Source organism: Bacteroides xylanisolvens (assembly GCF_018289135.1).
Lineage (GTDB): Bacteria > Bacteroidota > Bacteroidia > Bacteroidales > Bacteroidaceae > Bacteroides > Bacteroides xylanisolvens.
In genome coordinates this window covers 2,283,744-2,296,880 of sequence record NZ_CP072216.1, presented here as the reverse complement: position 1 = coordinate 2,296,880, position 13,137 = coordinate 2,283,744, and the positions used below count along the sequence as shown (strand labels likewise).

The window sequence follows — 13,137 nt, the reverse complement described above, 5'->3', positions numbered from 1 at the left end:
CGTTTATACCTATTATCTTTATCACACTGCAAAGATACTGCTGATTTTAGATTCGGTTTGTATATAGATTACGGATTATTTTACCTATATTACCGACCTTGGAAAATAGGACTGACGATAAACATAAAAATAGTAGATAATATATATTGGAGGACAACATATATGAATAGTGATTATAAAGTGGGCGATTTAATTTATGATGCAAATATTTATGATGCGATGAATACTAATCTAGATGATTGGTACTTTTATAAGCGATGGCTGCCGGAAAACAAGGATGCCCGGATACTTGAACTTTGTTGTGGTACGGGCAGGCTCACTCTGCCCATTGCAAAGGAAGGATATGATATTACTGGGATTGATTATACCCCTTCAATGCTTGCCCAGGCAAAAATTAAAGCTTCCGAAGCAGGATTAGAAATAAGTTTTATCGAGGCAGATATCAGAACTTTGAATTTGCCGGAAAAATACGACTTTATCTTTATTCCGTTTAATTCAATTCATCATTTATATAAGAATGAAGATTTATTTAAGGTATTTAATGTCGTTAAGAATCACCTCAAAGACGGTGGCTTATTTCTGTTTGATTGTTTTAATCCGAATATCCAATATATAGTTGAAGGTGAAAAAGAGCAGAAAGAAATTGCTGCATATACAACCGATGACGGTAGAGAAGTATTGATAAAGCAGACAATGCGATATGAAAATAAAACTCAGATTAACCGTATCGAATGGCATTATTTTATCAATGGCAAGTTTAACTCTATTCAAAATCTGGATATGAGAATGTTCTTCCCTCAAGAGTTAGATTCATATTTGGAATGGAATGGTTTTCATATTATTCATAAGTATGGCGGATTTGAAGAAGAGGCATTTGACGATAATTCGGCAAAACAGATATTTATTTGTCAATGTGACTTAGTGTATTGAGATTTTATTAATAAATAAGTGAAAATGTAATTTGTCGGCAATCAGTATGGTAGCGTGGTTGCCTAAAGGCCTTTTGGGGCTGTCTTTATCCTTTTGAACTGGAAGTACTCATCAGAATTCTTTTTCAGTTTCGACTTTTCTCATTTTGTTTAATGATTCTTTAGTTACTTCTCGTAATAAATTTGGCGTTCGCTAAAGTAGGAAGTCTGACTTTGGCTTCCTTGGTTTTGATACTTACTTCATTTCCTTAAATAGGTTAGAATAGATATTATAGCAGATTGATAAAAAATAGAATCTGTAATTCGGGTAATAATGTCAGTAATTCATCTACATACAGTCTCTTTATTTCACCCTATTTTTGCAACGTAGAAAATAGATAATCAATTCTTTAATAATTAAAAATAAGAGATATGAAACGGATTTTATTATTAACAACTGTATTTATGATGATGCTTGGAACTAGTTTTTCTTCTGCACAGACAGATGCAGATAATTTTTATAAAAGTGATTTGGTAAGTGTGGAGAAAGTTTCTTTTTCCAACCAGTATAAAATGAAGGTAGCCGGAAATTTGTTTCTGCCTAAGAATATGAAAGAAGGGGACAAATATCCTGCAATCATTGTCGGACATCCAATGGGAGCTGTCAAGGAACAGAGCGCGAATCTTTACGCAACGAAAATGGCCGAACGGGGTTTTGTAACACTCTCCATAGACCTGTCTTTTTGGGGTGGGAGTGAAGGCGAGCCGCGTAATGCTGTTCTGCCGGAAGTTTATGCGGAAGACTTTAGTGCCGCAGTTGATTTTTTAGGTACCCGTCCGTTTGTTGACCGGAATCTAATTGGAGTAATCGGTATTTGCGGTAGTGGAAGTTTTGCTATCAGTGCAGCGAAAATAGACCCTCGCCTTAAAGCCATTGCGACAATCAGTATGTACAATATGGGTACGGCTAGCCGTAACGGGTTAAAACACTCATTGACATTGGAACAGAGAAAGCAAATAATGGCTGAAGCGGCAGAACAGCGTTATGCTGAATTTTTAGGTGGAGAAACTAAATATACCGGTGGCACTGTACATCAACTGACAGAAAAGTCCAGTCCGATTGAGCGGGAGTTCTATGAGTTCTACCGTACACAAAGAGGAGAATTTACCCCCGACGGAGCAACTCCTATGACCACCACTCATCCTACACTTTCCAGTAATGTGAAATTTATGAATTTCTATCCTTTCGAAGATATTGAGACTATTTCACCCCGCCCTATGCTTTTCATCACCGGTGAAAATGCCCACTCACGTGAATTTAGTGAAGATGCCTACCGATTGGCCGCCGAACCTAAAGAACTGTATATAGTACCCGGTGCCGGACACGTAGATCTTTACGATCGTGTAAGCCTTATTCCATTTAATAAACTGGAATCTTTCTTTAAAGAATATCTAAAGAAATAAGTTTTAATACTATAAATATGAGATACTATATAATAGCAATTCTTACTATGCTGACATTATCGGTCGGTTCCGCATCATGTAGCGAAGATGAACCTATACAGGGAACAGGTCAACAAGTGACTCCGGGTAATGGTTCTGGTTCCGGTGATAATGGCAGTAACAATAATGGCAATAATCCCGATGATAATGACGACAATAACGATGATACCCCAGTGAGCAATAATCTTAAAATAACAATCGGACCTGTTTCATTCAATGCCACATTGGACAATAATGAGACAGCGAAAGCATTTAAGAGACTACTCCCTATGACAGTGGATATGTCCGAACTGCATGGTAATGAAAAATATTATTATCTGTCGAAGGGTTTGCCGACAGCGTCGTCCAATCCCGGGACTATTCGGACAGGTGACTTGATGCTTTACGGTTCCACTTGTGTGGTCCTATTTTATGAAACCTTTTCCACTTCATATACTTATACCCGTTTAGGACGTATAACAAATCCTTCAGGACTGGCCTCCGCCCTTGGTTCAGGAGGCGTAAATGTAACTTTTGAAATAACAGATTAAAGAATAAACTAATGGAACAAATAAGAAATAAAGAATATGGAGGCGAACGTCCTCTGTTCGCGACCCACGACCTTCAACTGGAAGATGTAACAATTCACGCCGGTGAATCTGCGTTGAAAGAATGTAGTAATATTATAGCAATCAACTGTCGCTTTGAAGGAAAATATCCTTTTTGGCATACCAACGGATTCATTGTGAAAAACTGTCTCTTTACAGAGGGAGCCCGTGCTGCTCTATGGTACTCTCAAAGTCTGCAAATGGCAGATACCTTGGTAGAAGCACCGAAGATGTTCCGTGAAATGGACGGAATAAAACTCGAAAACGTGCAGTTGCCTAATGCTTTGGAAACGTTTTGGTATTGTCGTAATATAGAGCTGAAGAACGTACAGATTGATAAAGCGGATTACCTTTTTATACACAGTGAGAATATTAAGATACAAAACTATGCCCAAAACGGGAACTATTCGTTCCAATATTGCAAGAATGTAGAAATCCATAATGCAGTTATCAATTCCAAAGATGCTTTCTGGAATACGGAAAATGTAACAGTCTATGATTCCGAGCTGAACGGAGAATATCTGGGCTGGCATTCTAAAAACTTACGTCTGGTAAATTGCAGGATTTCGGGGACTCAACCGCTTTGCTACGCACATGATCTGGTGATGGAAAATTGTACGATGGCGGAAGATGCTGACCTTGCTTTTGAACACAGTAGTGTGAAGGCAACGATTAAAAGTCCCGTTCATTGCGTAAAAAATCCTCGTACGGGAAGTATTGTTGCCGAAAGTTTCGGAGCAATCATTTTGGACGAAAATATTAAATCACCAGCAAATTGTGAATTGAAACTTTGGGACGATCTAACCTGTTTTAATTGAAATATGAAATATAATTTCGATGAAATTATTCCACGCAGAGGAACGAATTCTTATAAATGGGATTCGGCTGAAGATGCGGATGTATTGCCGATGTGGGTAGCTGATATGGATTTCCGTACGGCTCCCCCTGTCGTGGAGGCATTGAAGAAACGGGTGGAACATGGGATTTTCGGTTATGTACGTGTACCTGATGCATACTACGAGGCAGTTCTAAATTGGTTTGCTCAACGGCATGCCTGGCGGATGGAAAAAGAGTGGATTATTTACACCACCGGTGTTGTGCCGGCAATATCTGCTGTGATTAAAGCATTAACGCTGCCCGGAGATAAAGTAATGGTGCAGACACCTGTATATAACTGTTTTTTCTCCTCTATCCGTAATAACGGATGCGAGATGATTGCCAATCCTTTGGTATATAGAAACAGGGGCTATCAGATTGACTTTGATGATTTGGAGCGGAAAGCTTCAGACCCGAAGGTAAAACTTCTGTTGTTATGCAATCCGCACAATCCTGCCGGAAGAGTGTGGAGCAAGCAAGAGTTAAGGCGGATAGGTGAGATTTGTCTTCGAAATAATGTGTTTGTGGTTGCGGATGAAATTCATTGTGAATTGGTATTTCTGGGGCATGAATATACTCCTTTTGCTTCTATATCAGAAGAATTCCTACTGAACTCGGTCACTTTTGTTTCGCCTAGCAAAGCCTTTAATTTGGCAGGACTTCAGATAGCCAATATCATTTCCGCAGATGCAGATGTACGGAGGCGGATAGATAAAGCGATTAATATAAATCCTTAATTCCGCAACACTATTATAAATTAAACTTTTTAAGTACCTGAGCAACAAAAAGTTGCTCAGGATTTTGCCATGTCAGAATTTTCACTTATCTTAGTGTTGCAAAAAAAACAAGAGAATCCGACGATAGACATGGCGAAGATACAAATTAAATCTGAGAGACTCACTCCTTTTGGGGGATTATTTTCAATCATGGAGCAATTTGACTCCACATTATCATCTGTAATCGACTCAACCCTCGGTCTAAGGTGTAGATCGTTCGGTTATCAGTACAGCGAAATCATCCGTTCTCTCATGAGTATCTACTTCTGTAGCGGTTCATGTATTGAGGATGTCACTACTCATTTGATGAACCACCTCTCGCTTCATCCGACACTTCGCACTTGTAGCTCTGATACTATCCTCAGGGCGATAAAGGAGTTGACGCAAGAAAACATTTCATACACATCAGATATGGGCAAGACCTACGATTTCAATACGGCTGACACTCTCAATACTTTATTGCTCAATTGTATATTTGCATCTGGCCAACTGAAAGAGGGTGAGATGTATGATGTTGATTTCGACCATCAGTTCATAGAGACAGAGAAGTATGATGCAAAGCCTACATACAAGAAGTTCCTTGGTTATCGCCCTGGCGTGGCGGTTATTGGCGATTTGATAGTCGGTATAGAGAATAGCGATGGTAACACAAATGTTCGTTTCCATCAGAAGGACACGCTGAAGAGGTTCTTTGCGAGATTTGAACAGAATGGGCTCACTATCAATCGCTTCAGAGCTGATTGTGGATCATGTTCCGAGGAAATCGTGGAGGAAATAGAAAAACACTGCAAGTCCTTCTATATCCGTGCTAACCGCTGCAGTTCGATCTACAATGACACCTTTGCTCTCAAAGGCTGGAAAACTGAGGAAATCAATGGCATTGAGTTTGAATTGAACTCTATCCTTGTTGAGAAGTGGAAAGGTAAGGCATATCGACTTGTGATTCAAAGACAGAAACGGATGGATGGTGTGCAGGATTTTTGGGAAGGAGAATACACATACCGTTGTATCCTGACTAACGACTATGATTCTTCCGTAAGAGAAATTGTCGAGTTCTATAACCTTCGTGGAGGAAAGGAACGTATCTTCGATGATATGAACAATGGTTTCGGGTGGGACAGATTGCCCAAATCCTTCATGGCAGAGAACACAGTGTTCCTTCTTCTTACAGCACTTATCCGTAACTTTTACAAGGCCATTATTCAAAGACTTGACGTAAAGAAGTTCGGGCTCAATGCAACAAGTCGCATAAAAGCGTTTGTCTTCAGGTTTATCTCTGTACCAGCCAAGTGGATCAGGACATCAAGGCGGTATGTGCTGAACATCTATACCTGTAATAATGCTTACGCAGATGTTTTCCAGACTGATTTTGGATAATGCCTACAACTTATGGGAATGATATTGTGTATTGCCTCAAGTCACATTGTGGGGTAAGGGGATATTGTAGGCAGAAGTGGGTGCTTCAAGTTCAAATTATCTGCAAATTCAGTAATGAGAGGACGTGTAAACGCAATAAGGACGTTCAAGGGCTTAGTTGCGGATTTGAGGTAAATGAAGTCTGTGATGTGAATCCTTTTGGAGTGGAGGCGTTGATAGCTGCTTATAATGAGGGTGAAGAATGGCTGGAAGAACTTAAAATCTATTTGTTTGCGAATTACATCTATTTAAAAGGTTATTTCGAGACCTATCTTCCGGAGTTTCCTGTAATGATGTTGGAAGGTACGTATTTAGTTTGGGTAGATTGTTCGGTTCTGCATCAGGCGTCAGCGGAAATAGTCAAAGACTTGTTGAAGAAAGAAAAACTTTGGGTGAACGAAGGCAGCCTGTATGGAGAGGCTGGTGAAGGATTTATCCGTATCAATATTGCCTGTCCGCGACAGCGGTTGATAGATGGATTAAACAGATTGAAGCGGGCTTTGAAATAATAAAATAATTGTCAGTTTATTGAGAAATCCCCCTTCTCACTCCCCGTAAATACGAATGAAAAGAAGTAATATGGAAAGTCTGAATTGTTCGAAAGGGAATACGGTAGGTATTGTTGTTGCCTATTTTCTCATTTATGTAGTCTGGGGCTCCACCTATTTTTTTATCGGTGTGGCCTTGAAAGACTTTTCGCCTTTCCTTCTCGGAGCGCTCCGGTTTACGGCTGCCGGGATTATACTTCTGGGAATCTGTTATTTGCGGGGAGAACAAATTATAAAGAAAAGCTTGGTAAAACGTTCCGCCGTTAGTGGCATTGTATTGTTGTTTGTAGATATGGCTGTCGTTATGTTGGCGCAACGTTATCTGACCAGTAGCCTTGTAGCCATTATCGCTTCTTCCACAGCCCTTTGGATTTTGCTGTTGGATGTCCCGATGTGGCGTACTAATTTCCGTAATCCACTTACTATAATGGGAGGTTTGATTGGTTTCGGAGGGGTAGTGATGCTTTATGCAGAGCAACTCAATGTCAGATGGTTACATTCGTATAGTGAGCGTGGTATTCTGCTCCTTATTTTCGGGTGCATATCCTGGGCTTTGGGAACGCTATATGCCAAATATCGTTCTTCTCGTGAAGAAAAAGTGAATGCTTTTGCCGGTTCTGCCTGGCAGATGCTTTTTGCCAGTGGAATGTTTTGGCTTTGTGCTGTTATCAATGGAGATGTTCGGGAGGCCGATTTGCGTGAAGTCTCGGTTACAAGCTGGCTCTCCCTGCTTTATTTAGTCTCTTTCGGTTCTTTACTGGCATATTCGGCATACGTTTGGCTGTTGAAAGTGCGTCCGGCTGCGGAGGTAGGGACGGCTCAGTCTGAAACCTTGGGGGATTGCGTTAAAATTCTTATTTTTGCATCATGAAAACATCCTCTTCCCAAACGATTGATCCTGTTGCTTCTTTAAGCTTGTTCTTGCCTTCAGGAATCCTTGATTACTTTACCCTAGTCAATCATGTTTCTCAGGATACTTGCTTTATTCTTTATTTAGAGGAGAAAGCCACTATTCCTGCTGAGTACTCTGATCTCCATCTTCACTCAAAAGGTTTCCTCCCTGAGATTGAAGTTCAGGACTTCCCTATCCGTGGTAAAGCCGTTTATTTACGTATCAAGCGTCGTCGCTGGGAAGATCCATCCACTGGGCAGACATATAGTCGTGACTGGAGTTTGGTAGCCACCGGTACTCGCATAACCGCTGAGTTCGGTGCTTTTTTAAAAGAATTACTTAGATAATCACGCCGTTAGCTGCCAAAGTGTAGCTGAGCATTACTGTATGGATGGCAAACAGCTTCAAAGCCAATATAAAGACCACCTGAGTGACTTCCAGAATTGGGATCAGAGAGCACATGCCCAAGAGTATATCCTTTATCCAAAGAATATGGGTTATCACCTATGTATTGACGAAACGGCTTTAAGTAAGGGAGATCTTTATACCATCTTAATAAATAGAGATAAGCGAGGTAGGAAAGGTTCTATTATAGCTGTAATTCAGGGCACTAAAACCGATGATATCATTGCGGTACTTACAAAGATGCCACAGGAGCTGCGTAATCAGGTCAAAGAAATTACACTGGATATGGCCGGGAGCATGCAAAAGATTGCCAAAACGTGCTTTCCACGTGCCATGCAGGTGATTGATAGGTTTCATGTACAAAAACTTGTATACGAAGCTGTACAAGAGTTGCGCATTACATATAGATGGCAAGTGATAAAAGAGGAGAATAAAGCTATGAAAGCGGCAAAAGAGAAGGGGGAAGTATATAAAGCAGAAGAACTCGAAAACGGAGATACACTCAGGCAATTATTGGCCAGAAGCAGATATTTATTATTTAAATCACCTGATAAATGGACCAAGAGTCAGAAAATCAGGGCAGAATTACTTTTCAAGCAGTTTGAAGATATTAAGCACGTATATTACTACTCATTGGAGTTGGGAAAGATCTTTTCCACAAACTATGACAAGGATGTAGCAAGAGCAAAGCTGGCACTATGGTATAATAAGATTGAAGAATATGGATACGATACATTCACAACAGTAGCAAACTCTATTGAGAATCATTATGAAAGGATTCTGAACTTCTTTGTGAACAGGAGTACAAATGCAGCAGCGGAAGCATTTAATGCTAAAATCAAAGCATTTAGGGCATCATTTAGAGGAGTAGTGGATATGAGCTTCTTCCTTTTTAGGCTAGCAAAGGTATATGCATGAAGGGAATTGACTAAACTTAATCCCCCAAGAATTACAACTGAGCCGTAGGGACACATGCTTATGTCAATCCTTTTATTGCTGTTCTTTTAGGAGTCTTTTTAGGAAACGAACAGGTTACTTTTATTCAGGTTTCCGGTTTGCTGGTTATTCTGTTGGGAGTGATGTTGATAGGTCGGAAGCGTAAAGCGCAATAAATAGAAAACGATGTACATCTTATATCATTTCGATAATATAATTCCTTATATTTGTATCAGGATGAATAAACCAATAATTTGAGAAATGAAAACAGAAAAAGAAAAAATGTTGGCGGGAGAAGTTTATGATTGTGCTGATAATGAGTTACTGACCAGATGGCATAAAGCAAAGCAGCTTCAACAGGAGTATAATAATACTCTCACTACTGATGCAGGTAAAATTTCTGATTTATTAGATGAATTAATCGGTTCAAGGGGGGATAATGTCTGGATTAGTGCTCCTTTCTTTGTGGACTATGGTGAGAATATTTATATCGGGAAGAATGTAGAGATTAATATGAATTGCGTTTTTCTTGATTGTAACAAGATTGTTATCGGTGATAATTCGGGGATTGGGCCGGGAGTACATATTTATACTGTTTTTCATTCTACAAAGGCATCGGAAAGAACCTCTGAAAACAGTACTTTTTGGAAGTCACAGACAGCTCCGGTGATTATTGGCAATAATGTGTGGATTGGTGGAGGATGCATCATTCTTCCGGGAGTAACTATTGGCGATAATACAACTATTGGGGCAGGGAGCGTTGTCACAAAGTCTATTCCGGCCAATGTGCTGGCGGTTGGCAATCCGTGTAGAATCCTTAAACAGATAGAGGATTGACGCTTCTTTAATATTCGTATTATCTCGTCAGTAAAAAAGTCACTTGTAATGCTATGTTAAGCACTTCCCATTCATAACGTAAAAAATACGTGAACGGGGAGTATTAGGGAGGAATGTGGTGATCTAATAATGACGCTATATCTCTGTATTTAAGATGTCAGGTTTGCGTGCGGAATTTATTAGGAGTCATCCCGACAATTCGTTTAAACATTCGGCTAAGATGTTGTGGATACTGGAATCCGATTTCGTAGGCAATCTGACTCGTTGTTTTATCTGAAGACAAGAGTTGTTCTTTTGCCAGTTCAATCATTTTATCCTGAATATATTCGGAGACGGTTTTACCAGTTTGCTTACGAATCATATCGCCAAAGTAGTTGGGAGAAAGAAATACTTTGTCGGCAAAGTATTTGACCGATGGCAATCCTAAATGTTGCGGAGCATCTCCTTCAAAATATTCATTGAGCAGATGTTCGAAGCGGACGATAATATCATTGTTAACTTTGTTTCGGGTTTCAAACTGCCGTTCGTAAAAGCGCATACAATAATCAAGCAGCAATCTGATATTGGTACAGATCAGGCGGCGACTGTGTCTGTCGATAGCATGGTTTAGCTCGATTGCTATTTTTTGCAGGCAATCCATTACTATCTGTCGCTCCTCTTCAGAAAGATGGAGTGCTTCATTGGTTTCGTAAGAGAAGAATGAGTAGTTTTTTATTTCTTGTCCGAGGCTAGTGCCTCGTATGAGGTCGGGATGGAATAGGAGGCCGTGCGCATTGGGCTGAATGTTTTGGATTAATTCCAAATCAGTAATTTGCCCGGGGCCAAAACAGACAATGGTTCCGTCTTGATAGTCATAATATTGACGACCGTATTTAATATCACCGCATTTTACATTCTTCAAGAATAGCGCATACACTTCATAGCGAAACCATGCGCGTGTAGGCCATGTGGTGGACTTGGTGAGATCGATGATGCTGACCAACGGATGTTTGGTTTCAAGTCCGAATATTTCGTTATAACGATTCACGTTATCTATTACAATCATTTCGTCTTTATAATTCTCTTCCATAGCGTTGTCTGCTTTTAGTAGGTTACAAATATAATTCTTTTATCCATAAAATTAGTTCTCCATCTTCAAAATCCATGATTGGGGTATAAATATCCGTAAATCGTCTACATTCGGGGTGGATGATTCCCAGTAACTTTGTTATCGGTAATTTAATACTGAAATTCGAACTATCATAAGTTATCAAGATGAAAAAGTTACTGATTGCTTTTCTATTGTTTGCTGCCGCTATTTCGGCCAGCATCATTAAACCGGTTGAGCGGCTTGCCACCGAAAATAATAAAGTACGGTTGTCTCGCATAACAGTCGATTCGGCACGACTGGAAGAATATAATGCTTATCTGAAGGAAGAAATCGAAGCCTCAATGCGATTAGAACCAGGTGTGCTGGTACTCTATGCCGTAGCGGAGAAAGAACGTCCCCACCATGTGACAATTCTTGAAATTTATGTTGATGAAGCAGCTTATAAAAGCCATATTGCTACGCCTCATTTTCAGAAATATAAAAAAGAAACGCTTGATATGGTGCAGTCGCTCGAACTGGTAGATACCACTCCACTCATTCCCGGGCTGAAGATTAAGTAAATTGAATCAGTAATATTGGTTTCTATATCCGTAATTTGTATCATAAAGAGTTGGAACAGAATAGCTAACTTTGCATTATCAGAGAGTTCATAAATAATAAACCATACGTAGTTATATGAGAAAATTGTTTTTTATTATTGTAACAGCCATCGGAATGATGCAAATCCCGATGCAATCTATAAATGCACAGAATATGAAAAAAGAAGAAGTACCTCAAAACATCAGCGCATTTCCGGTAGGAAAAGCGAATACAGGATTCGAACAATATTTCACGGGTAGATCTTGGCTGGCACCGCTGACTGGTAACAAAGACTTGAATGTACCCATGTCCAACGTTACTTTTGAGCCTGGCTGCCGGAATAATTGGCACAGCCATACGGGTGGACAACTCCTGATTGCCGTCGGCGGTGTGGGATATTATCAGGAACGTGGTAAAGCGGCGCGCCGTTTACTTCCCGGTGATGTGGTTGAAATTGCTCCGAACATCGAACATTGGCATGGCGCCGCTCCCGATAGTTGGTTCTCACATCTGGCTATCGGATGCAATCCGCAGACCAACCAGAATACATGGTTGGAACGAGTGGATGACCAACAGTATGCCGAAGCAACGAAAGGTAACGTAGCAATCGGACTGCAAGCTACCGATCCTGAATTGGACGATATATTTAGTAATTTTACAAAAGAAGTGCAAGAATACGGTGCACTGGACATTAAAACCCGTCTTATGGTAACATTGGCATCCAATATTGCTTCACAAGCGCAGGCCGAATACCGCATCACACTCGAAAGCGCACTTAATGAAGGCATTGCTCCGATAGAAATAAAAGAAATCCTTTACCAGTCAGTAGCCTATGCGGGCATGGCTAAGGTCAGAGATTTTATCGGTATCACCAATGATATATTGCTCGCCCGTGGCGTGCGTCTTCCTTTGGAAGGACAATCGGTTGTATCATCCGAAACACGTTTCAATAAGGGACTGGAATTGCAGAAATCCATATTTGGTGAACGGATAGAACAGATGCATAAGAACGCTCCCGACAATCAGAAGCACATCCAACGTTACCTCTCCGCCAACTGTTTCGGCGACTATCAGACACGTAGCGGACTGAATGTAAAGACCCGCGAACTGATTACATTCTCGATACTTGTTTCTTTAGGCGGCTGTGAATCGCAGGTAAAAAGTCACATACAGGGAAATGCCAACGTAGGGAATAATAAAGATACGTTGCTGGCAGTCGTAACGCAACTCTTGCCATTTATTGGTTATCCGCGCACACTCAATGCCATAGCCTGTCTGAACGAAGTGATTCCGGAAAAGTAATAAAGACATTGATGCATCCCCAAAGATAACGATTAAAATCTATCCGGGACTTGACAAACGCTTTTTAATGTTATATATTTGTAGTCCGGGAAAGTATGAAACGAATGAATACTGAATGAAAAAACAGACGGAATATGGATATGAAATGGATGGAAAATAGTATAATATTACAACGAACTTAGCTCATTCCCTTAGCTTATACTAGGGGATAAGGCAACAGATATAGCCCAAAGGCTGCGAACTTTACAGAGTTCGCAGCCTTTTTTGTAACCTATTATTGAATATATTTTTGCAAATTCAGGTTTTAAAGTTTATAATAAACAGGGGGGACGTTTATAATAAACGGTCACAGTATTTATTAATAACGCTCTTTATGTTTATGTGGTAGGTTGTTATCTTTTTTGTATAACCTTTCTCTAAAGGATAGAAACTTGTGTGGTTGTGATAATAATAATTGATATATTGACTGGGTAATTTAATTT

The 13,137-nt window shown here is 40.1% G+C and carries 11 protein-coding genes and 4 pseudogenes; 14 read left to right on the top strand and 1 reads right to left on the bottom strand.

The window, feature by feature from the left end:
• Positions 1 to 162: 162 nt before the first annotated feature.
• From INE92_RS09880 to INE92_RS09825, 12 genes and pseudogenes are all read left to right on the top strand, one after another.
• Positions 163 to 930, top strand: coding sequence for a class I SAM-dependent methyltransferase (locus INE92_RS09880; RefSeq protein ID WP_120068026.1), 768 nt, complete (start codon positions 163 to 165; stop codon positions 928 to 930).
• Between the two features lie 410 nt (positions 931 to 1,340).
• The gene (locus tag INE92_RS09875; protein ID WP_004326669.1) at positions 1,341 to 2,372 is read left to right on the top strand and encodes an alpha/beta hydrolase; all 1,032 of its coding nucleotides are present in this window, start codon (positions 1,341 to 1,343) and stop codon (positions 2,370 to 2,372) included.
• Between the two features lie 17 nt (positions 2,373 to 2,389).
• Positions 2,390 to 2,941 (top strand): cyclophilin-like fold protein, encoded by a 552-nt coding sequence (locus INE92_RS09870; protein WP_004297067.1) that lies wholly within the window; start codon positions 2,390 to 2,392, stop codon positions 2,939 to 2,941.
• An 11-nt stretch (positions 2,942 to 2,952) separates the two neighbouring features.
• Positions 2,953 to 3,816 (top strand): DUF3737 family protein, encoded by an 864-nt coding sequence (locus INE92_RS09865; RefSeq protein ID WP_015532899.1) that lies wholly within the window; start codon positions 2,953 to 2,955, stop codon positions 3,814 to 3,816.
• A gap of 3 nt (positions 3,817 to 3,819) precedes the next feature.
• Positions 3,820 to 4,605 (top strand): annotated as a pseudogene (locus INE92_RS09860) (MalY/PatB family protein); the annotation flags it as partial.
• Between the two features lie 135 nt (positions 4,606 to 4,740).
• Positions 4,741 to 6,027 (top strand): IS1380-like element ISBf12 family transposase, encoded by a 1,287-nt coding sequence (locus INE92_RS09855; protein ID WP_009040242.1) that lies wholly within the window; start codon positions 4,741 to 4,743, stop codon positions 6,025 to 6,027.
• A gap of 170 nt (positions 6,028 to 6,197) precedes the next feature.
• Positions 6,198 to 6,575, top strand: a pseudogene (locus tag INE92_RS09850) (cystathionine beta-lyase); the annotation flags it as partial.
• A 70-nt stretch (positions 6,576 to 6,645) separates the two neighbouring features.
• Positions 6,646 to 7,431 (top strand): annotated as a pseudogene (locus INE92_RS09845) (EamA family transporter); the annotation flags it as partial.
• Positions 7,432 to 7,481: 50 nt separating this feature from the next.
• Positions 7,482 to 7,853, top strand: coding sequence for an ISAon1 family transposase N-terminal region protein (locus tag INE92_RS09840; RefSeq protein WP_008640050.1), 372 nt, complete (start codon positions 7,482 to 7,484; stop codon positions 7,851 to 7,853).
• Positions 7,854 to 7,893: 40 nt separating this feature from the next.
• Positions 7,894 to 8,829 (top strand): ISAon1 family transposase, encoded by a 936-nt coding sequence (locus tag INE92_RS09835; protein ID WP_008025715.1) that lies wholly within the window; start codon positions 7,894 to 7,896, stop codon positions 8,827 to 8,829.
• 44 nt (positions 8,830 to 8,873) lie between these two features.
• Positions 8,874 to 9,023: pseudogene (locus INE92_RS09830) on the top strand (EamA family transporter); the annotation flags it as partial.
• 85 nt (positions 9,024 to 9,108) lie between these two features.
• A complete protein-coding gene (locus tag INE92_RS09825) occupies positions 9,109 to 9,684 on the top strand; it encodes a sugar O-acetyltransferase (RefSeq protein ID WP_009039854.1) in 576 nt (191 codons plus the stop codon).
• A gap of 157 nt (positions 9,685 to 9,841) precedes the next feature.
• On the opposite strand, the gene INE92_RS09820 is transcribed toward INE92_RS09825, so the two are convergent.
• Entirely contained in the window at positions 9,842 to 10,753 is a 912-nt protein-coding gene (locus INE92_RS09820) for a helix-turn-helix domain-containing protein (protein WP_015532896.1), read from the bottom strand.
• A 185-nt stretch (positions 10,754 to 10,938) separates the two neighbouring features.
• On the opposite strand from INE92_RS09820, the gene INE92_RS09815 reads away from it, so the two are divergent.
• Both INE92_RS09815 and INE92_RS09810 read left to right on the top strand, forming a co-directional pair.
• Positions 10,939 to 11,334: a putative quinol monooxygenase gene (locus INE92_RS09815; RefSeq protein WP_151922920.1), complete on the top strand. Its 396-nt coding sequence runs from the start codon at positions 10,939 to 10,941 to the stop codon at positions 11,332 to 11,334.
• A gap of 115 nt (positions 11,335 to 11,449) precedes the next feature.
• Positions 11,450 to 12,655, top strand: a complete 1,206-nt coding sequence (locus INE92_RS09810) for a cupin domain-containing carboxymuconolactone decarboxylase family protein (protein ID WP_015532894.1) — start codon at positions 11,450 to 11,452, stop codon at positions 12,653 to 12,655.
• Positions 12,656 to 13,137: the final 482 nt, after the last annotated feature.

What these genes read in the sequence shown, in the direction of transcription:
- INE92_RS09880 (WP_120068026.1), top strand. Translation starts at nt 163, where the DNA reads ATGAATAGTGATTATAAAGTGGGCGATTTAATTTATGATGCAAATATT.
- INE92_RS09875 (WP_004326669.1), top strand. Translation starts at nt 1,341, where the DNA reads ATGAAACGGATTTTATTATTAACAACTGTATTTATGATGATGCTTGGA.
- INE92_RS09870 (WP_004297067.1), top strand. Translation starts at nt 2,390, where the DNA reads ATGAGATACTATATAATAGCAATTCTTACTATGCTGACATTATCGGTC.
- INE92_RS09865 (WP_015532899.1), top strand. Translation starts at nt 2,953, where the DNA reads ATGGAACAAATAAGAAATAAAGAATATGGAGGCGAACGTCCTCTGTTC.
- INE92_RS09855 (WP_009040242.1), top strand. Translation starts at nt 4,741, where the DNA reads ATGGCGAAGATACAAATTAAATCTGAGAGACTCACTCCTTTTGGGGGA.
- INE92_RS09840 (WP_008640050.1), top strand. Translation starts at nt 7,482, where the DNA reads ATGAAAACATCCTCTTCCCAAACGATTGATCCTGTTGCTTCTTTAAGC.
- INE92_RS09835 (WP_008025715.1), top strand. Translation starts at nt 7,894, where the DNA reads ATGGATGGCAAACAGCTTCAAAGCCAATATAAAGACCACCTGAGTGAC.
- INE92_RS09825 (WP_009039854.1), top strand. Translation starts at nt 9,109, where the DNA reads ATGAAAACAGAAAAAGAAAAAATGTTGGCGGGAGAAGTTTATGATTGT.
- INE92_RS09820 (WP_015532896.1), bottom strand. Translation starts at nt 10,753, where the DNA reads ATGGAAGAGAATTATAAAGACGAAATGATTGTAATAGATAACGTGAAT.
- INE92_RS09815 (WP_151922920.1), top strand. Translation starts at nt 10,939, where the DNA reads ATGAAAAAGTTACTGATTGCTTTTCTATTGTTTGCTGCCGCTATTTCG.
- INE92_RS09810 (WP_015532894.1), top strand. Translation starts at nt 11,450, where the DNA reads ATGAGAAAATTGTTTTTTATTATTGTAACAGCCATCGGAATGATGCAA.